This is a genomic window from Marinobacter adhaerens HP15 (genome assembly GCF_000166295.1).
Lineage (GTDB): Bacteria > Pseudomonadota > Gammaproteobacteria > Pseudomonadales > Oleiphilaceae > Marinobacter > Marinobacter adhaerens.
Genome location: NC_017507.1, coordinates 153,282 through 173,105, shown reverse-complemented (window position 1 = coordinate 173,105; position 19,824 = coordinate 153,282). Strand labels below are relative to the sequence as shown.

Genomic DNA, 19,824 nt, shown 5'->3' with positions numbered 1-19,824 from the left:
ATGTTTGCTTCACCGGCTCGTGTCAATGATGTGCTCAACTCGACTCTACCTGCTACATTTTTGATGAAAAAGGCCCCTTAAATCACTGCAAAAACACCTATAAAGAGGCTGAAACTACATTTTTGATTAAATTTTAGTGTTAACTAACCAAAAAGGTAGCCTGAAGGATTTGAAATGTAGCATTGACGATCAAAAAAGTAGCTCGGCGCCTTGACATGCTCACTAGACATTTTTCATGTAGCGGCAAGTGATGATAATTGAGCTCTAGATAATTCCTCATGTAGTTTAGAACATTGAAAAAGTAGCTCCAAACCGCACTATGAGATTGAAAATAAAGACTAAAAGAGACGCTTAATAGGTTAATGGGTCAATAGCTCAATATAAAAACAGGGTTGTTTCCTCCTAGTTCGTCAAAAACCAGCGAAGGTCCTACCTAAATCCACACGGGTTCGCTTTCATCCGTTACCGGTAGAAAACAAAGCCTCTTTCCTGCGAAGAACGTCACCGAGTTTGGTTAGATACCATTGTACACATCAATCACCCACAGAATGATTTCATTGTGCTATGCTGTTGCCCAATAGTGATGATGTGCTCTTTTTGGAGGTATCACCTCCTTCTGCGAACATTGATCTATGTGAACAATATTCGACCAGTGAAGGTGTCGCGCAATGGTGAGCAAAACCGAATCAGGTAAATGGCTTGGTCCTGGTGAACAAACGGATGAATACCTGGCACAAATTACGGAAGCCGGATACGACATCCTGGAGGATGCCCGAAGCGAGGTATATTCATTTGAAGAGGCAGGCAGCAATCGTCCAGCCAAACTCTGGCCAGCTAGTCAAGCTGCAGCAATTTTAGGACGATCGGTAGGATGGTTGCGCGAAGTTGATCCAGACAATCCTATCCGCAACGCTAGTGGACACACCGCATGGTCTTTGAAACGTTTGATGGCTATCGCTGACCGTGTTGGCGGTCTACTTTACCAGCGGCCTCCAAGTACAAGGGCCCTTATTCTGGCGATGGCGAAATTCAAAGGTGGTGTTGGCAACAGCTGCAATGCTGCACATATAGCTCATGGCCTTGCGATTAAAGGTTTAAAAGTACTAGCAGTCGATCTTGACGCTCAAGCGTCTTTGACTGCCGTTCTAGGAGGACTCATTCCGGATATACATCTGGAAATCGAAGATCTACCGAACGAGGCGCTCATCCGGGATCCTTCAGTGATTGCCAATCCTGACATGGGCGTCATCAAGCCTACTTACTTTCATAATGTTGATTTGGTCTGTGCCAACAGTTACCTCAACCGGGTTGAGCAGCATCTGAGTAGCTACCACCACGGCACTTTATCTGATGAAAGTGGACTGAATCCTGCTGAACGCCTCAAAGTAATGCTTTCCCATGTTGAGCAGGATTACGATGTTATTCTCCTAGACTGCCCACCTACCCTGGGTATGTTGACGACCAATGCATTGGAAGCCGCAGATGGCATTATCAGTTCCGTTCGCCCAGAAGCTTTTGACAGAACCTCATTGGTAAGTTTCTTTGATACGGTGCAAGGGCATGCTGAAATCACTGGTAAAAATTACGACTATATCCGTATTCTGATTAGTCAGTCCCGAGATCGGTTGCCTTTGGCTGGTCCAGACAACGCGCAGGTCAATGTTTCTGGTATGAAGGAGGAGGACGTTCGCGAGGGGCACCGACGGAATGAATTCAAGCTTCGTCGTGATTATGGTGACGCTATTATGAAATCGACAATGGATTGGTCTCCAGCGTTTGGGCAGGCTATTGGTCGATTCTCGACGGTTTTCTCCGCGCAAAAGCGAATTGGTTCGCGATCATCGTGGGATCGGGGAATTTCGATTGCACAAAGTGTTGTGGATGAAGTCTATTCAGATCTAAAAGCGATCTGGGAATTGCACATGAAAGATCAGGAGGAGGCAGCATGACTCAAGCTTCTGATTCCACGTCTAAGCGGTCTCCGCGCAAGCGCGCACGGGCATCAACTGGAAATGAAGTGTTGAAGAAGACCTTTGGCAAGACGGAAGAGTCCGTCACGCCGCTCTCTGGTAGTGAATTGCCGGCAGATGAGGTCGTCCCTGGCACTCCGATTCGCTCAGCTACGTCGAGGACCGATAAAGTAGAGCCAAAACAAGTGCCGGAATCGACGCGCAACATGGTGGAGGCTGTTAGTGCTAAAAGCTCTGATGGGGATGCGCTGCGGCAATATCAATGCACAACCAATTACTATATTCCAGCAAATAAGATTCGCGATTGGAAGTACAATGACCGGAGTCAAGAAGCCGTACTTTCGGATCCCAAATTTCCTGAGCTTAAGGACAGTATCGAATTGGCTGGGCGCCTTGCAGAGGCGATCGTCGTTAGACCTTTATCTTCAGTCGATGAGGATGGCTTTGAATTTGAGCAGGTTATTGGCTGTAAGCGGCTAACTGCTTGCAAACTGATTAGCCCAAACTTTCCAGTCGAATGCTCTGTTCAAGCCCTAACAGACGCTGAGGCTGCTGCTCTGCAGGCAGCTGAAAACAAAGGCAGAAGTGATCCACCGATATGGGATAGGGGTTGTGCTTGGGCTAGTTTGCTAGATCAAAAGGTGTATGGATCGGTAAGAGAGCTGGCCCTTGCCTTGGGGGAAAAACACGAGAAAACAGTTGCTAATTACGTACGGTTTGCCAGGTACATTCAGGCTGAGCCAGAGTTTCGAACGCTGCCGTTGAGTCGCTTGGCACAGGCACCGCTTGAGTTACTCGCAAACATTGCTAAAGGCAAAGACGTGCCAGTAGAAGAGCGTGATGAGCTCGTTCAACGTATTGTTGAAATCGAAGATGACCTGAGGGCGCGGCCAGAGCGGGCAACGAAGCTACTTGAGAAGGCTATTGTTAAGTTTAAAGCAGAGAAGAGCAATTCTGGTTTTGATAATCGATCCGTTGAAAAACCAAGAGTGTTTCAGTCAGAGTACGGCAAGACACTCACCCTTACTCGAAAAAACGGTGAGCTGCGTATGGTTTTGCATGCTGACGTCGCTAGTGAAGTTGATCATGACGAATTAGAGGGGATAGTTGTTTCCTACTTGCGCGAAAAAGGTCTACACATGAAGGAGAAGGCCGGTAAATAGTTTCCAGAGTTTGGTCACAACGAGTTTAACGGACATTATTAGGAAGCAGCTCAATTAAACACTAGAGGTAAGTCAACTCACTGCGAAGGTGGAAAATAGAGCGGCAGTTTGTGAGGTTGTCGCAGATTTCTGGTATTTCGAGTGACAACAAAACATAATTGTTAAAACTATAGTAAGCATGCTAACTGTTTGGTGGTGCAGACAATGGTTATTTGGCAACTCCGTTAAATATTTATAACGGTTACGCGTATCAACTGTGCTTGTGATTAAACCAAAAATCCATTTTTTGGAATCTTATTGAACCGCTCTGGTTTTAGAGACTTTTTTGATGTGATTGCGATAATCAAGAACGACGTCGAGCCACTAACTTATATAATTGAAACGTGCTGCGTGTACTTTTTGCCATGCCGAGTGCACATTAACTGAAGATCACTCTTCTAGACGAAATCAAAAATGCATTTCATTGATATTCATCAGAGGTATTTGGCTAATCCTTTGTTGTGCCATATATCAGACTGTTTTCGTTTAGAAATTGGTCGGAAATTGGGATGGCCTTTCATTGTTTCTTAGTCCCTCTCCCCTCCTCTCCTCTCCTCTCCCCTCCCCTCCCTTCCCTTCCCTTCCACCCCCTCCTCCTCTCATCATGAGACGGATATATTTTTGTTCATCAGATGCTAGAAGGTGTATGCGTGAGGATGTTCCGTTTGTTGATTTAGTAAGCTTTCCATTGAAAGAGATAAAGTAAAGTCAAGCTAGTGTCTTGTGTAGGCTGATGCAATATTGGAGTTTATTAAGCCATAGGTTGGGTTCACTGGCGGTTGAGTGATGCTGCAATAAAGAGAATGTCGAACGGTCATTATGACGATTTTTCGGGTGTACTCGCATGCGAGTACGGATCTGAGCGTACAGTAACGCTGAAGTTAGACCACAAAAATTTGCTTTGTTAGTGACCTCTCTAAAAAAATGACCAAAAGGCTATTCGCTACAGCAAAGGTTGGAAGTCCAGGAGTTGTGGTAACTATGCGCAGATTTATTGTCTTCGATTGTGTTTGCAAAAAAAGAAACGTTCAGTCTCGCCGCCTCTATTCCCCACTTTTTTAAAAAATTCCAACTTATAGCGACAAGGCTTTCTTGAATAACCCTATTTCGATTGGGCCCCCACTGGTTTCAACCATGCCCTCCTGCTGGGAGGATGTGAGCAAAATACTAAATGTAATGGCGCCTATAAACGTGTACTCCACTCCTAAACTTGGGGGAGCTTCTGCATCTCTGTCGCGCCTGTTGATCGGAGAGCCGAAACGATCATAGCCTGCGCCTTTAAAGCTAGCTTTGATCTCTTCTGCGTAGCGTGGAACGTACAACGGTGCTGGACTTGAACCTTCTGAGAAGGGTAGCACCCTAATGAATATCACTAACATAGTTAATAATGGTCACGGTATCTATAAAGTAGCTGAGTCAAAAGTCCAAGACGCACAGTAATACGTGTAGTAATTTGGCTGACTGCTGTAATGCGATTGGAATGGCTGCTCTGTAGGAGTGTGCTCTCAATTATTTGTTCCGACTACTGCTAATAAGTGAAACGCATTTTAACGCTTGGTGATAGATCTGCATCTGGATGTGGAAAGGTCAACGTTGAAAGCTCTAGAAATTTCCGCACCTGTGTAGTAAAAATCTCATAATACCAATAAAAGGGAAGCTGGTACTAAGATCGAAACCACTTTGACAGGGAGTGCCTGACGTAAGTTAGCAAGATTTGTTTTAGAAGTATTTTCTTAAGTTGGCCTTTGGAAGCTTGTTATGGAATGAGCGCACTATGACTCTCCCATATACCTGGCATCTGGATCGGCGAAGGCGCACGACGTGGTCAATAGCATTATATCTTGTGAGCGAAAGTTATTTTTTCAATGGCAGCGCTCAACAGGCATGTGATTTGTAATTTTAAATAAGTCACAGGGGCGGGCGGCATTAGTGGCAAAGCCTTTCAAGTATTCGGTGGCAAACTCCTTTCCTTGGGCATTGGCTGATTAGAATAGAGCTGGCGACATCAAAGGCCTGGCGTGTTCGTGTTGTTGGGGCAAGTAAACATTAACCATCGTGGTGGATAGGTTCCATAGTCTTCCACGGTAGTTCTTGAGTTAGGGGGCTGGAATATGAGCATCATTACGTACTCGTATGCGAGTACAATGTCCAAAGAGTTAATATGGCTACCAAGTTATGGCGTAGAAAGAAGGTTTTGGGCTGCAGTCGTAACCAAATGGGTTAGTTTGGCCCTGCCAGGCGTAAAAGATCGGAGCTATCGTTTGAGGTGTTTGACACAAGGTCTACGTGTAGTTCAGCCTTACGAAAGAAAATAAGTCCCCAGTCGAGCCTGACGAACACACGTCTGTTTATAAGTTTAACCAGTTTAAACAAATTGAATCTTTAAGTGACGTGGACGATTTCCATTAAAGATTTGAACTCGATAACAGCTTTCAAGGCTCGCCAGCCAATGCTAAGACAAAATTCAAAGGATGAGTACTCGTGTAAGAGTACAGGGCGTATGTTTTGGGAGAGAGAGACATTTCGAGAGTGACGAATCTCGTGCTAGAGCATCAAAAGAGCTAGAGCAGAAGCGGCACATTCATATGGATATCATTAGAGGGCGCTCCTTTGCAATTTACAGCCAGCTCAAGAAGGGGCGAAGATACCTTGGGCTCGAGACATTCCAGTCCAATGCTCGTAAGACCCATCTATCAATCAAACTGTAATAAATGATAGGTAATGGTTTGCCCCCGAAAAGCAAGTGAACACTACAAACCTACAATTGTTGTATTAAGGTATTGAGCGGACAGGTCTCGACTATAAACTTAAATTTTGTCAAATGACCTTAATTGAATCAGCATTTTATCACTAGTTGTAAATATATGGCTTTTATAATCCCGACCGCGATACTCGTGCGCGAGTACAAACGCGACAGAAGTATAGCTAAAATTATTGTCGTGGATATCTTTCTCCTCGATCTTTTTTGGGAAAGCCGGAACCCAATCAGTTGTGACAAGATATGATGTTGTTGCTGTCGAAACTGGCGGTGCAATAATAAACAGATAACAAAAAGCTCCAGTGATCCAAAGCTTTCTCATAAACATACTTCTAATCCTAGTGATCCAAATAATCACTGGCTACGGTTCCAAAACGTGCGCAAGTTCACTTAATGTTGTTTTGGCATAGTCTGCCGTTGTAGAAACGTTAGCATGACGCGCTAGCTTTTGCGCAATCGTGAGGCTACCCGTTTTCAGTGTTATTGCTTTAATGGCCGAGTGTCGGAACCAATGGGTTGAAGCACGACGAATAATGGTGGCATCCGCCGATTGCGAAGGCTCGCGCTGTTCCAACTCGCGGGCAAACTCGCTGAGCACGCTTTTGATGTGCTGGTAAAGACCAGCTCGACTTAGGGGCTGAAGTTGCTCCGCATGGCCGTTTCTTTTGAAAGTCTTCAGCCCAGGAATTAATGGAATGCGTGATTCCCCGGGGGAGGGTAGGGCAGTCAGTCCAAGCTGGATGCGCAGGTTAGAAATCTTAGTCATAATCGACTTGGGCAAAGGCAATACACCCGACTTGTTCCCTTTCCCATGAGGAATGTGCCACACCCAATCGACACCCGCATTGGCGGGGGCCGGACGAATATCCGTCATAGTTGCGTTCAACAAATCGCTTGAACGCGCAGCCAACACGCTTGATAGCTCAAGGATCACCGCAAGGCGCGCCTTAATGATTCGCCGGCGTTGTTGGCTGTGCGCGTTATTAGACCCTCCCTCGGGGGCAGTTTCGGGCGTCCAGTTATGTGCAAACTGGCGCAGTTCCTCCAAAAGCCGCGGAGGAATTTGACGTTCTGCAATTTGATCGGCCCGGTCTTGTTTTGCGACAGAAACGAGATTCCGTGGGTCGGGCATAGGGTTTACTGCAAGCCACCCCTTCGTATGCAAATAACTGATCAGGGATTTGAGGACCGTGAGCGATTGTTTGGCGGTCCCTGGTGATAATGGGCCCTCGAATGGTCGCCACCTCGGATCGCTTCGTTTCACACGGATACCGCTGCACCACTGCTCGGTGGGTTGCGGGTTTCTCAGGAAGCGCGCGTATAGAAGATAGTGCTCTCGCCTGGCGTCTGAAAGTGTTAAACCTTGATCGCCCAGCCAAACCACGAACCGTTCGGCTTCTTTTCGATAGGCGTTTGCGGTATGGGTGCTTGCGCTGGCTTTCTCTGCCAACCACACAGCAACCGCCTCCACATCGTTGTCGGCTGTCCAGCCTATTGGGTCGGGTACCCGCAACTTTCCGGCATGACCAGGCACCGTACGAAATTCCTCGGGCGTTTCCCAGGGTAGAGTGGCTCTCACTTTCGACTGAACACTACGTTCGGGCGTCAGTTCGGTGCTGTCTGAAAAAGGTTCCACGGTTTTGTCGATGCCTGTTTTCTGGCTCATGGTTTTCCTGCCCTAATCCTCTCTAACCCCTGCCACGCCTACCTTCCGTTTCGGTGGGGTAGGGCGGTGCCTGGTGCGGCCGCCCCTTGTTTCGCAGACGTTCCACGGCTCAATGTTCATAATACCAGGCTAAGCCGAATTCAGCAAACATAATGATACGTATGTTGTTTGATATATTTTTGAAATTTGGTATATACCGGTATATGAAAGGTGTACGTAATGATATTGGCTGCTACAATATGGCTAAATTGAGACACAAGGATGCCGTTATGCGGTTCCACAAAATGTGCGTACTAACAAACGACATCATTGGTACCAACTATTTAGTGAGCGACCTGGGCTGCCAGTGCAAGCGGCTCGTGGAAGTGTTGGGCAAGATAGGGTTTTATGCCCACAAAGACCGCTTTCTTTGTGTTGGCGATCTGGTTGAGCCATGGCGAAAGTACGCGGTGTCCTCACGGTTGCTGATAAATAGCGTGTTCTGTCATGAATTGGCAGACACAAGCACGTTAAGCCGAAAGCCGTGTTTTATGATTACGACAAAAACCTTCAATCATTGGAGGAACGGTTAATATGGCAGGTCGTCCCGCTTCCTTTTCACCTAATGATGTTGCGCGTATTGCCACTCGACTGATCGGGCAGGGAAAGAACCCTACCGTAGACTCGGTACATGAGCAGTTGGGCCGACGCGGATCGCGGACCACGGTAAATAATTATCTAAAGGCCTTTCGAGACGAGTTTAAAGAACGAGGCTTAACCGCCCTCCCGTCGGCGATACCGGAGCCTTTGATTCCGATCATTGAAGACTTCTGGGCACATGCGCTGGTTAAAGCAGGTGAACGTTATGATGAAGAACGGCAAAGCGTTGAGCAGGAGCGGCAGGCCGAACAAGAAGCTTACAATGCTGTTCATAGTGAGCAGATCGGGATTATTGATGAGCAGGCGGCTCTTCTTCAAGATCGTGAACAGTTTATCTCCGAGCAAGCTCGGACTGTTTCAGAGCTTGAACAACAAGTTCGTACGTTGAAGTCACTTTTATCTGGATACGAAGAAACTATCCTTGATTTAAAACGAGATAAATCCCGCTTGTCAGATCAATTGGATGAGGAGCGTCAGGAATCACATCGGCGCTTTGATCAGGCGAAAGAAGACTGGTACCGAGAGAGGGCAACACTTCGACAGTCAGTCGATGATGCTCGCAAACAACTGTCCGAAGATAACGAGAAGAATGCTCGCTTGGCCGATCACTGGATGCTTCAGCTCGATGATGCGCGCCAACAAGTTCGGGAGCTTAAGGAGCGACATCAAGAGGATAAGCAGCGATGGGAGGCAGATATTAAGCTTGAGCGTGCGCGTGCAGATCGATTGGCCGGTACCGTATCCGGTTACGAGCAGCGAATTGAAGAGCGGGAAAAAGAGGTAGAGATCTTAAACGCCCGGCTTGTTGAAATGGAGGAACTCAATTCGTCTCAGGCTCAGACCATTACTAGTCTCGAACACCTCATTGCCGATTGGGATGTTGACAACAAACCCTTCAAGTCTTGACAGGCGCTTTTGTAAACATCTAATCGGGGCAGGCGGTGCCTGCCACTGGCCATGAGGGCTGTTCCCTGTGGGATGGTTGGTAGGTTTGTTGACTAAGCTGCCGGCTGGGCACCAGCAAGTCGCACTCAGTACGTGGCAGTCGTATACCAGAACGGACGCTTGGACATCGTACGTATCGCTGTGCTGGTCGGAGCCCGCTTTGCAATAGGTTTTGTATCCTATAGTCGTGGATCTAGTCGATCCAGCGAACCCAATATGTCCGTTGGAATAGACACTTTGTGAGCGACACACTCGCGATTAGATCAGTTCACAGGCAATTTTGTCTGGTGGTTAGAAGATGCGCCTAGCTCAATGGCTGCCCCTCTAACACGCAGAATTTATAATCATGGCAATACAGGCAAAGGGTTGTCGATCAGGGGCTCTCTCTCATGCCCGTCATCATGGGCTTCCGTGCCCTTGAGTATTCAAATCCTTTTACCCTTGCCAGTCCGACGTTGAGTTAGTTGCTTAATGGCCGCTTTTAGTAAAGTCAGTGATGAGGGGGCGCCACTCAAGACGCCCACGAATGGAAGATGCTGTATGCTCACCTTTTCTCACTGGGATTATCCATTGGGTTTGACTGTCCTGCTGAGATTGCGATGTCCGTGACAAACGGGGGTCTACCCAGCCAAAACTACCTGAACCAGAAACTTGTAACCACCTGTTTCCGCCCGTGACTTCATAGCTCTGGCTTTGGGGTAAATTTTTCCAGTACGAACTTTGCACGTTTGCCTCGACGCTGTTTTGCGTAAAACGCAAAAAAGGCCGTTGGTTACTGTCATAGACAGTCAGCATGTCGGTCGCTTCATAGCGAATCATGACTGCTGGTTGGGGAGCGTCAAGTATCACCACAGACATGCCAGCAATGTCGCCTTCGTCGCTAATCGTGGCAATGTACAGGCCTTTAGGTACCTCGCTCGCTCCTGGCGGCTCGTGGGCTAGCACTACTTCAGCCAAACCAATCAATCCAACGAGGACGGCTAATAAATATACGTTCTGTATAGGATGGCGTTGTCTCATAGACGTCATGTGGCCTCCTATCGCTGACCGAATAATGTGGAAAGCAGGTTAGAGAGTGGACTGTCGGACGGCGCCACCGTGTTTCCACTCTCGTCTACCAACTGAGTACCACCGCTGCACTGCAGAGAGTCAGGCGTTTGCACGCTGACAGAGGCAGCAACAGATGGTACCCGTCCTTCTGGCGTATCTTTGCTAATAAAGAGCATATACTGACCTGCGGGGACAACGCTGTTCTTTTGCGGCATTGCTAACTTCAGTTCATTTCCGCTCTTTTTGGCTATCGGTAACTCAATTGCTCTTTGGTCGCTGTCAACGGCATGTGTCATAACGGTTCTGCGGATCAACAAGACCTTGTCGATTGCGTCTGCCTGATCGACTTCTATACTGAAGTCGTCACCGGGCATTAGCATTTCAGGCGCGCTCAGGATCTTTGGACGATCGTTTCGCATAGCATATGGCGGCGTGTAAATCTCGAAACTTGGATCTCGACCGTCGTAAGGTGCAAGTCCAAAATCTTGGAGATCGACAAATTTGAGATAGGCGGTATTGATTGGTGAGTGGCCGCCAACAAGAACCCGACCGTCTGGCAGAAGAATCGCTGTGTTGTGGTAAGTGCGGGACCGAATGCCGGAGGCCATCTCAGTCCAGGTGCCAGTCTCGGGATCAAAGCGTTCGGCGGTTTTGATCGGACCTTCCAAGCCAGGGACGACAACGCCGTCGCGGTTGCCGCCGCTGAAAACCATTACGGAACCGTCGGGTAACAGGACATTTGTGCCGTACCAACGTGGCTGATTAAGGGGCCCTGCAAGGCGAGATTCGTAGTCAATGTCGTCACCGTTTGTACGCACTGTATCGATGCGTGTTTGTGCGATAGGCAGGTATCCACCGGGATTGGTCAGCAATGCGTAGCTCGGAACGCCGCCTGCTGTTAGAAATTCAGCGTCGTTGTACTCGCCATTTTCATTGGGTTTCAGAGGAAGCATAGTGGACGACGTTGATCCCCGCATGCCTCCTCCAATGGCGCTTTTCAGGGTTTCAGCGTCAATATCCAGCTCAGACGCGACGGTCAGTAGATTTGATGCCGAACCGAGGAGGTCTCCGACGAGTAAACTAGCTTGCTTTAAGGAAATGTTTGTAACGTTGAGCGTACTGGCAAGTTGTCCTAAACCTATCTCGTCAAGTCTCAAAGGAAGTCCCGCATATCCTAAATCCGTCCACCGATTTGAAGCCGGGTTAAAGGTAGCGGCAATGTTCCACAACGCCTGATCATAACCTTGGCCGAACGGGTTGAAGGCTTGGCCACCCGCGTTATAGAAAACGTGACCGTTTGGTAGCAAGTGCAGTCGGGGATAAAGTGGCAAAGAACGATCTGCGGTGGATGGATTAACGGCCCAAGTGCCAGTGCATGGATCATAAATCTCGGTTTGCACAATGTTGCGGCCCGAGTTAAGTGGGTCGCTCGGGTACACCGGTTTAAGGAGTTTTTCAACGCCACTGGTTACGAGTACTTTGTTATCCGGCAGGGTGACCAGTGACGGATACCAGCGGCCGTACTTCATATCGCCACTTTGGGTCCAAGTATTAGTGCCCGCATGAAAAATCCGTGAGTTTTTAATGCCTTCAAGTTCAGCTACGCCCAGAGGCAGACCATCAATTCCTGGTTCTGAGTAATAATCGGTGCCACCAACCGCCATGACACTTCCGTCGGCCAAACCTACAACATCACTGCAAAATAGAGCGCCATCGTTTTTGTCGGTATTGTTTGCGGTGTCTAAAAGGCCATCCAAAACCGCTAGAGGAGTGTTGTTGAACAGTGTTTCGCTGTCTGCTCCGTCTGGGTTTGCTCCCGCCCGAAGAGGACTCGGTTTGAGCCAACTCGGTTCGTCGTTTTGACTAAGGGAAAGCACTCGGCTTTGGTCATTGACCGATACTTCGCCGAACTCTGCAACAATGGACAGTTCGACATTTTCCGTGCCCTCCAATGCATTTAAGTAAAGAATCCTCCCATCGTTGAGAAGTGCGACGGTGCCGGCTGCCGGTTTGCACTCAGCTAACCCATCAGCTGTTTCAACGCATTTCCCATCGGTTTCTACAATCTCCCCATCGACAACAATGGTGGGTTCAGCGAATGGCTCGCTGAAAGACCCTTTAGGTGAATAATTTGCTTTGAATGTCGGCGTTGGTTCGATATCGATGTTCGGCTGCTCTTCTGCGGGGGCATTTGCTTCCCCGGGTTGAGGCACAATGGTTGCTGATTCACTACTATCTGACGATTCACCGCCACAGGCCGTTAGACCAGCAATGCTTAGGACCAACGCGATGTGACGGAACCGGAAATTTATGTTCGGATTCATTGTCGCTCTCCTGAGTATTTGTTGTTGTATCGAAGGAGGTAAGGTATACCGTACAAACTAACTTCAGTTGGTAGCGTAGCAAAATTTGTCCAATGTAAAACAGGTTTGTGAAATATTGTCCTACAAGGCCACTTTTTTGACTTGTCTTACCGACACATAATCACTTGATTGGTTCGGGATGATGAGCGGCTATTTACTTCCCTTTCTGCCGGAGCAGCGCTCGTCTCTGGGCGCTATGGCCAAGGTTTGCTGTGCCCTTGCGTACTAAGTTGGCGACATCGGCAAAAATCTTGGGAAAACAATATGAGCACTCCTTTACTGAATGCTTGGCCGGCTGCCAGGGCAGCTCAGAAGTATTTGCTTCGAGTAAAGCGCTGTGAAGCAAGTATTGACGGGCACAGAATGGTTTTCTACGAGCGCGGACAGCCGGGGCCAAGGAGCCCAACCATTGTTTTGGTACATGGCTTTGCCGCAATGAAAGAAAACTGGGTGTTATGGTCGCAGTTTCTGCCGAAAGAGTGGCACTTACTGGTTCCGGATTTGCCCGGATTCGGGGAGAGTGACTACTTCCCTGACGCTTGCTACCAGTTTGAAACGCAGGCGAAGAGGTTGCAAAATTGGCTTTCGGAGTTCGACACCACAAAGGTTCACTTGGTCGGAAGTTCGATGGGCGGTGCGATCGTTGCGGTTTTGGCCCATACACTACAACCGGCACCGAAGTCCGTTACGCTGTTAAATAGCGCAGGTATTCCGGAACATAATCAAGTGGATATCACCGCTCCTTTTGAATCGAATCGTGATGAGATCTTAATTCCTCGGAGCATGGGAGCCGTTTACCAAATGCTTACAAAAGTTGGGAACGGCAAACCGACTATTTCAGGCCTTGCAATGGCGGGCTTGCTTGGACCTGATTTATTGAGCCGGACCGAATCACTGGAACATATTTTTGGCGATATGGTTGCGGATGCCTTCGCCCCAGCCCGATATTTGGGTGTAAAAACACCACCGCTTCAGGTCCAGTGGGGTGATAGGGATACCATTACACCGACCTCGTGCAGCGATTGGTTTATTACAGCGGTGCCTCACGCAGAAATTCATTTGTTCAGGGGAGTAGGGCACCTGCCGATGCTTGAGGTTCCATTTCGCTCTGCCATCGTGTTTGAACATTTTGTGCGTAAGTACAATTCCGCCGGCGGCGTACTTTGACCATTTTCTCATTAAAAAATTGGCAAATACCTATAGCGACATAGCGATGATTGTTCCACCTGGGCGACGCTGTTGTACCTGTTCAGAAAATTCGACCCATCAGTTGGCGTAAAGCATGTCTGCCAGAGGCACAGTGATCAGATACCATAACCCAGAAACTTCACCAGCGTAGAAGGTTGAGCCCCCTCGGAGTCGAGGAATGAGCGAATGCGCTCTAACGTAGGTGAGTCTCTAGGGAGATTTGCAGCTCTGTACCTCCTGCCGGCTAAACGCGCCAAGGATCGGTGTCCCATGGGCTCTGAGAACATATTCTATGTCCTGGTGCAGTGCGTGGTAGCGGTAAAATGGTACCCGTGGGAAAAGGTGATGTATCGAGTGTAGGTTTTGCCCTAACCAGAACCACTCAAGGGGTTTCATCCAAGTTGGCATGATAAGGCTACAGGTATTTCTGTACCGCTGAGTTTCTCGATACGGTATGTGTGGTCTGTAGGCGAACCAGTAAGCGGTGAAGGCACCGCCGGCTACATATCCCACAAGTACTACTGCTGCAGCCGAAGGATTGTCGATCATCGATAAAAAAATGACTCGCCAACCAATTGATAGAGTTAACTCGGTAAGGTACGTCAAACGCTTGCCAAACGTTGCTGTTTTCCAATGGCGAGTGACAAAAAAGGTATTTTGAACCCAAACGAAACGAAGGACTGTTAGGAAAGCACTCCAGGGACCATTGCCGATGCGACTTACGATAAAATCCGGGTCTTTTTCTGGTTGGTTGGTGTACCGATGGTGGGTCATATGTTCCACACGATGCGAGGCATATGGCACTGCGATGAGAGGAGCTACCAGATAGCCGCAGAGGTCATTTAGCCATCTCAGGGTCTCTATGTTGCCATGTATATTTCCGTGAACAGCTTCATGCAGCGGGGTGTAGGCCATATAGGTCAGGATCGCGAGGAATAGCAATGCGAGCCATGCTGGAGTATTGCCGATGGAAAATAGCCACAAATTCACAATAAAACCTGCACAGATGAAAACCGTAAAAACAACGGTGAGCCACGCAGGTTCTCCCATGTATTTGTGAGCCGCGGCAAGTGCTTCTCTATTTTGACGGGTGAGTTCCTCTTGCATCATGGGCTCTCTTTATTGTTGGACAATGTGACAAAGTAATTCGCTTTTCCTGCTTCTTAATTGTCTTTCAAGGCCATTCATTCGATTTGCATCCGCAGCTTCAATGCAAAAGGGCTGGGGTCGCGCTAGAACTTGCTCACTTTGTCTATCGGGGCTCGCGGTTACTGGAGCCGATGAACAGGTACACGGAGTGTCGACGAAGATTTTCTACCCGGTGCAATGAAATAGACGGTAGTTCGGCACGTTCAGTAGCGAAATCGATACGTTCTCCTGCCGGCTTATTATCGCGTTCACGAACACTTTTTGCAGTCTGCCAATCCGGACCAAGGCATTCAGCGAGTTGGCTGGTGGCTATGGCCTGTAAATTTCTGGCGACGTTTTTATCGGGCGCTGAGATCGTGCAGGTGTAAGCAGAGTCTCCGTTGCCCCACGCCCATATCTCACAATAGCCCTTTATCAACTGTTCTTTTGCCCGGTAAATAGTCACTGAGGAAAAGTTACTGCTGCTTCCGCGAAAATGTGAGAAATCGTTAGGGTAATCGGCGACGATGTTTTGAAGGGTGACGCATGGGGCTGTTGTGCCACTTGTAACAGGTTGAAAACTGCTGCACCCGGCCATCGCCGTACCCGTAAGGATGACAACAAAAGCGGCGGTTGTTTTTCTAACCATTAATCGGTTCCTTAGCTAAATGGGGAGTTACGGATGGACTGTGCTTAACTCATCAGGTGAATCAAGGCGCGTCCATATTGTCGCGCAGCATAGCTTAAATTGACTACAATAGAATATCGTTTAACGGGAGCCATTCAATGCCTGCTCTGCCCAGCTTCGCCACGTTTTACCCTCTAAATCATCACCATTCCCAAGGCGCCTGTCAGTGCGGCTCGCCGATTCTGTCTCAGTTTCACGAGCGCATGATGGCGGATATCAGCCGCAGGCAGTTCATTGGGGGGGCTGCCGGCGTTATGGCGATGTTCGCAGGATTACGCGCCCCTAGAGTTCTGAGCCAGCAGCCCTCGGACCACAACCGCCCGATTCTGCTAAAAAACTTGAGGCTTTTCGATGGTAGCGGCGGACCGCTGCGTGAAGGCGTTGCTATCCGCATTGAGGACGGTCGCATTCAGGCCCTGCTTGCCAACGGGGCAGATTCCGGCAACGCGGAAGTTGTGGACTGTGGCGGCCGTGTTGTGATGCCGGGCCTTATTGACGCCCACTGGCATACCACATTGGCCGGAATAAGCCAGTTTGAAGCCATGACAGCGGATCCTGGATATGTGCATCTGGTCGCAGCCAAAGAAGCGGAACGTACACTGATGCGTGGCGTCACTTCGGTTCGAGATGTTGGTGGTCCCTCCTTTGCCCTCAAACGCGCAATCGATCAAGGAATTGTTAATGGTCCGAGAGTCTTCCCCGCCGGTGCCATGATTTCGCAAACCTCCGGCCATGGTGATTTCCGGATGCGGCACGAGGTGCCTCGGAGCGCCGATTCGCCTTTGAGCGAGCAAGAAAAACAGGGAGTCGCTGTCATCGCCGATGGTGAAGCCGAGGTGCTCCGCCGTACTCGTGAGCAATTGATGCTGGGGGCCTCTCAGATCAAACTGATGGCGGGCGGTGGTGTGGCTTCCACTTATGATCCGCTGGATAGCACACAGTTTACCGAACGGGAATTACGCGCAGCAGTTGACGCCGCAGAGGACTGGGGTACTTACGTTGCAGTGCATGTTTACACGCCTAGGGGTATTCAGCGGAGTCTGCGGGCGGGTGTGAAGTCCATCGAGCACGGTCAACTGGCAGATAAAGAAAGCGTTCGTATGATGGCAGGCGAGGGTGCTTGGTGGAGTTTGCAGCCGTTCCTTCAAGATGAGGATTCCAATGTCTATCCTGATGCCGAACGCCAAGAGTCACAACGGATGGTGGCGGAGGGAACGGTACGGGCTTACGAAATGGCGCAGCATTTTGATGTCAAGACAGCCTGGGGCACGGATATTCTGTTCAGTCCTCGGAACACGCAGAACCAGTTGCGTCACCTCGCCAAACTCACGCGTTTTTATGATTCGCTCACAACGCTGGCAATGGCGACCGGTCGAAACGGTGAGCTCCTGGCAATGTCTGGTCTTCGAAGCACCTATCAAGGCAAGCTCGGTATCATTGAGCCTGACGCCTTAGCGGACCTTTTGGTAGTGGATGGTAGTCCGGAACAGGGACTAGATTTTTTGAATGATCCAAAGGCTAATCTTCGGCTGATTATGAAGGGCGGGCGCGTTTACAAAAACACCCTTTAGCACAATAGTCCGTATGCCTGCTATGGAGCGCCAACCAACGAAGGCTGGTAACGAATTGGGTTTAAGCGTTTGCGTTTGCAGGGTGAATTTGGGTCCAAAAAAGTTCACACTCGATGTTTCGTGCAAAACAGGTCAATGAGAACTTTTAATACATCTGGCCATTTTCCTCGAGGAACGGCTTTTTGCTTAGCTAAGGTCATCTCCTGTATAAACTCACCGGACGTTTCAATCAGCGCTTTGGCCATCGTGGTGTGCACGCCTGGGGGAATACGCCACTTGAGCTGGTTGTGGAAGCTAAGATTGCTCTTCGGTGAGTTCCTTGAACTAATAGACTTCTTCTGTCTTTGCCAACCTCACTCTTGATCGCATGGTATACAGGCATACGCACCGGAATCATTAATAGGTGGAAAATCGTTCGATCAAGTTCACTTCGGCGTTAAAATGTTATCTTGCGCTATTGCGACTGCGACGGGCGAGCCGTAGCGGTTTGAGTACCCATTGAATCCATCAACTTACGCTGACTCGAATTGACGAGTTCGTTTTTCAGCAGATGCTGTAGAAACCGATCTACACGAGTTATGTCGTGAACCATATTAGGGTCTGCCAGAAGTTCTGGAACCCAATCGCGCACGCTGTCAACACAACGCCTGAATGCAATCAGAGCATAACCCACCCCTCCATCTCGGAAATTCAAGGCTTGAGACAATCGCAAAATAGCCGTTTCGCTACCACTGGCCGTTGAACGCTCTGTTTCAATTGCCAATCGAAACTGTCGATTTTTTCGTCGTTCTAGAATCCATAATACAAGGAAAACAGTCGTTGAGAGCGTGCTGGCAGCGGCAATAAAGGAAAGAAAATGGTCCACGTTTACACTCCTTACATTCGATGTCCAGCAAATTGGTACGAATGATATTCCTAAATAGGTTTTCAAAGAGCGGCATCGTCTTATGTCACAAAACATCATTTCCCAAGCGGTAAATGGGAGAATTCGGGGTCGTTTGCCGAACGGTTTAATACCATTTGTTGGAGCACTGTGAGAAAAGCAGATGTTGGTGACTCGTGGTTGAAAGGGGTACGAGCTGATGGTGAAGGTGAATTGGCACATGCGCCTCCGCCACAGAGACGCTCGTTAGCTGGTTGGAAGGGGAGGTGGGCCTTGCTGAATTATCAGCACTGATATTTTGCGAGTGTCGAATGCATCGGTCGTGACTATAACAAAAACGGACCTGACTTTTGTCGTGTTGTTTGGCCTGATTCATGGTCGTATCTGTTTGACGGAGCCGTTTATTTGCGTCCACGGATTAACCGGATACTATGATTCAACGAGAGGTTGAGGCTGACATAGGCATAGAAAGCGCTTTAATGGGTAGTGATCTCGGGTAGGCAACGGTTTCCGGTGGGAAGGGAGAGTGATGTGTGAGGTCCTGTTAACAGAGCGATTACCCGTGGAATGTGCCGAGATAGCTCGTAATCCGATAATTTGGGGACTGTGTTACCGACAGTCCCCGATAACCGCTGGTAGCAACCATTACAAGAACTTATTACCCGGCATTGCAAGCCAACTACTTGTGGAATTCGTAATGTTATACAGCACAAAATAAACACTATAAATTAGGCCATGTGATGAGTTTGTTGATCTGCCCATCATTTGGCAATGAGTGGGCATAATTCTACAAAGAGGTCTGACTTTGGTACGACAGGAAACCTGCGGCGCGTGGATGTCACTGGGAGAGTCTGATGGACGTATCGATATATGGCGAAACGAGGGACATGGGCTCGAAGTCGAGATATACGCGCCAGGATCTCTCCAGAGACGCGTTGATCTGCCATCGGACCAGTGGGTTGTTCTTTTGCGTCGATTCGACTCCTTGCTTGAAGACGAGCGCATTCTTAAGACGTTAAATAGCGGTGATCAGGCAGCTGCATTTGTGGCCGAGTGTTTCAAGGTGTGGAGCATGGCTGATTCGCGGTTAGAGGCATTACTTCAAGAATTGAGTTACGTCGGTTATCGGTTTCCCGATATAAATCGAACTATTTCCCTGACTGCCGCGGCGCCTATGGTTTTGGCAGAAAGGCTTATATTTGCAATTTATCAAAGTGGCGAGTCTCACAAACCTGACACGGACTTAGTGACGAGCCCATCAGAGATTGCGGATATTCTTCAGCGGTATGGGTTTCTGCTTGAGGATATTGTTTTGGTTTTGGATTCCATGGCGCGATTTGAGCCGGCATACAATTATGACAGAGGGTTTTGGGGCTTTGAGGCGGTGCATCGACACATCCCGATTGGTTTACGTCAGGGCCCTGATGGAATCAGTGAAGCTTTTGCACCGATACTGCCCGGTTGTTTGGTTAATGGAAAATCGATTAGTGAAGTGCTGTCCCGCATTCAGCCGCGTGTTAAAGACGTTCTTGATCATTTAATTGCCAATGGAGAGCCTTTACCAAGGCAACTGGACTTGTATATGGCGCGCCAACGAACTGAGTATCAGGATGCTCGCTTTTTCACGTTGGCCGTTGAAATTAGCTAATTGGCCGTTTTGTGTCGTTCGTTGCCAGCCCATGGTCTCTCTATGAAAGCGACAAGACCGTTACCAGAGTATACTCCGGGGGTTGGATCCAGTGTACTAAAAACTACCTCAATCCTCAGTAAAGG

Annotated in this window: 12 protein-coding genes; 6 read left to right on the top strand and 6 right to left on the bottom strand. The window is 48.7% G+C overall.

The window, feature by feature from the left end; translation table 11 throughout:
* Nucleotides 1–668: 668 nt before the first annotated feature.
* On the top strand, nt 669–1,949 hold the full coding sequence (locus HP15_RS21555) for an AAA family ATPase (RefSeq protein ID WP_014579453.1): 1,281 nt from the start codon (nt 669–671) through the stop codon (nt 1,947–1,949).
* On the top strand, nt 1,946–3,133 hold the full coding sequence (locus HP15_RS21550) for a ParB N-terminal domain-containing protein (protein WP_014579452.1): 1,188 nt from the start codon (nt 1,946–1,948) through the stop codon (nt 3,131–3,133). The genes HP15_RS21555 and HP15_RS21550 overlap by 4 nt, the downstream gene beginning before the upstream one ends.
* Nucleotides 3,134–6,291: 3,158 nt before the next feature.
* On the opposite strand, the gene HP15_RS21540 is transcribed toward HP15_RS21550, so the two are convergent.
* Nucleotides 6,292–7,596, bottom strand: coding sequence for a tyrosine-type recombinase/integrase (locus tag HP15_RS21540; protein ID WP_014579449.1), 1,305 nt, complete (start codon nt 7,594–7,596; stop codon nt 6,292–6,294).
* A gap of 573 nt (nt 7,597–8,169) precedes the next feature.
* On the opposite strand from HP15_RS21540, the gene HP15_RS21530 reads away from it, so the two are divergent.
* Entirely contained in the window at nt 8,170–9,141 is a 972-nt protein-coding gene (locus HP15_RS21530; RefSeq protein ID WP_014579447.1) for a DNA-binding protein, read from the top strand.
* Nucleotides 9,142–9,648: 507 nt separating this feature from the next.
* Here HP15_RS21530 and HP15_RS21525 read toward each other — a convergent pair.
* Nucleotides 9,649–10,209, bottom strand: a complete 561-nt coding sequence (locus tag HP15_RS21525; protein ID WP_041646824.1) for a hypothetical protein — start codon at nt 10,207–10,209, stop codon at nt 9,649–9,651.
* Nucleotides 10,210–10,217: 8 nt separating this feature from the next.
* Nucleotides 10,218–12,554, bottom strand: a complete 2,337-nt coding sequence (locus HP15_RS21520) for a galactose oxidase-like domain-containing protein (RefSeq protein WP_014579445.1) — start codon at nt 12,552–12,554, stop codon at nt 10,218–10,220.
* Between the two features lie 303 nt (nt 12,555–12,857).
* On the opposite strand from HP15_RS21520, the gene HP15_RS21515 reads away from it, so the two are divergent.
* Entirely contained in the window at nt 12,858–13,760 is a 903-nt protein-coding gene (locus tag HP15_RS21515) for an alpha/beta fold hydrolase (RefSeq protein WP_041646822.1), read from the top strand.
* A 231-nt stretch (nt 13,761–13,991) separates the two neighbouring features.
* Here the strand turns inward: HP15_RS21515 and HP15_RS21510 are convergent, their stop codons facing one another.
* Entirely contained in the window at nt 13,992–14,891 is a 900-nt protein-coding gene (locus HP15_RS21510; RefSeq protein WP_014579443.1) for a fatty acid desaturase family protein, read from the bottom strand.
* Between the two features lie 142 nt (nt 14,892–15,033).
* A complete protein-coding gene (locus HP15_RS22155) occupies nt 15,034–15,558 on the bottom strand; it encodes a hypothetical protein (RefSeq protein ID WP_014579442.1) in 525 nt (174 codons plus the stop codon).
* A 137-nt stretch (nt 15,559–15,695) separates the two neighbouring features.
* Between HP15_RS22155 and HP15_RS21505 the strand changes: the two genes are divergently transcribed.
* Nucleotides 15,696–17,168 (top strand): metal-dependent hydrolase family protein, encoded by a 1,473-nt coding sequence (locus HP15_RS21505; protein ID WP_014579441.1) that lies wholly within the window; start codon nt 15,696–15,698, stop codon nt 17,166–17,168.
* A gap of 454 nt (nt 17,169–17,622) precedes the next feature.
* Here HP15_RS21505 and HP15_RS22450 read toward each other — a convergent pair whose 3' ends face one another.
* Complete coding sequence (locus tag HP15_RS22450) at nt 17,623–18,033, bottom strand: hypothetical protein (protein ID WP_156484309.1); 411 nt, start codon at nt 18,031–18,033, stop codon at nt 17,623–17,625.
* A 1,003-nt stretch (nt 18,034–19,036) separates the two neighbouring features.
* On the opposite strand from HP15_RS22450, the gene HP15_RS21500 reads away from it, so the two are divergent.
* Nucleotides 19,037–19,699, top strand: a complete 663-nt coding sequence (locus tag HP15_RS21500; RefSeq protein WP_169702255.1) for a type II toxin-antitoxin system HicB family antitoxin — start codon at nt 19,037–19,039, stop codon at nt 19,697–19,699.
* The last annotated feature ends 125 nt before the right edge of the window (nt 19,700–19,824 follow it).

Excerpts from the sequence above, each read along its gene's own strand:
- HP15_RS21555 (WP_014579453.1), top strand. The coding sequence starts at position 669 with ATGGTGAGCAAAACCGAATCAGGTAAATGGCTTGGTCCTGGTGAACAA.
- HP15_RS21550 (WP_014579452.1), top strand. The coding sequence starts at position 1,946 with ATGACTCAAGCTTCTGATTCCACGTCTAAGCGGTCTCCGCGCAAGCGC.
- HP15_RS21540 (WP_014579449.1), bottom strand. The coding sequence starts at position 7,596 with ATGAGCCAGAAAACAGGCATCGACAAAACCGTGGAACCTTTTTCAGAC.
- HP15_RS21530 (WP_014579447.1), top strand. The coding sequence starts at position 8,170 with ATGGCAGGTCGTCCCGCTTCCTTTTCACCTAATGATGTTGCGCGTATT.
- HP15_RS21525 (WP_041646824.1), bottom strand. The coding sequence starts at position 10,209 with ATGACGTCTATGAGACAACGCCATCCTATACAGAACGTATATTTATTA.
- HP15_RS21520 (WP_014579445.1), bottom strand. The coding sequence starts at position 12,554 with ATGAATCCGAACATAAATTTCCGGTTCCGTCACATCGCGTTGGTCCTA.
- HP15_RS21515 (WP_041646822.1), top strand. The coding sequence starts at position 12,858 with ATGAGCACTCCTTTACTGAATGCTTGGCCGGCTGCCAGGGCAGCTCAG.
- HP15_RS21510 (WP_014579443.1), bottom strand. The coding sequence starts at position 14,891 with ATGATGCAAGAGGAACTCACCCGTCAAAATAGAGAAGCACTTGCCGCG.
- HP15_RS22155 (WP_014579442.1), bottom strand. The coding sequence starts at position 15,558 with ATGGTTAGAAAAACAACCGCCGCTTTTGTTGTCATCCTTACGGGTACG.
- HP15_RS21505 (WP_014579441.1), top strand. The coding sequence starts at position 15,696 with ATGCCTGCTCTGCCCAGCTTCGCCACGTTTTACCCTCTAAATCATCAC.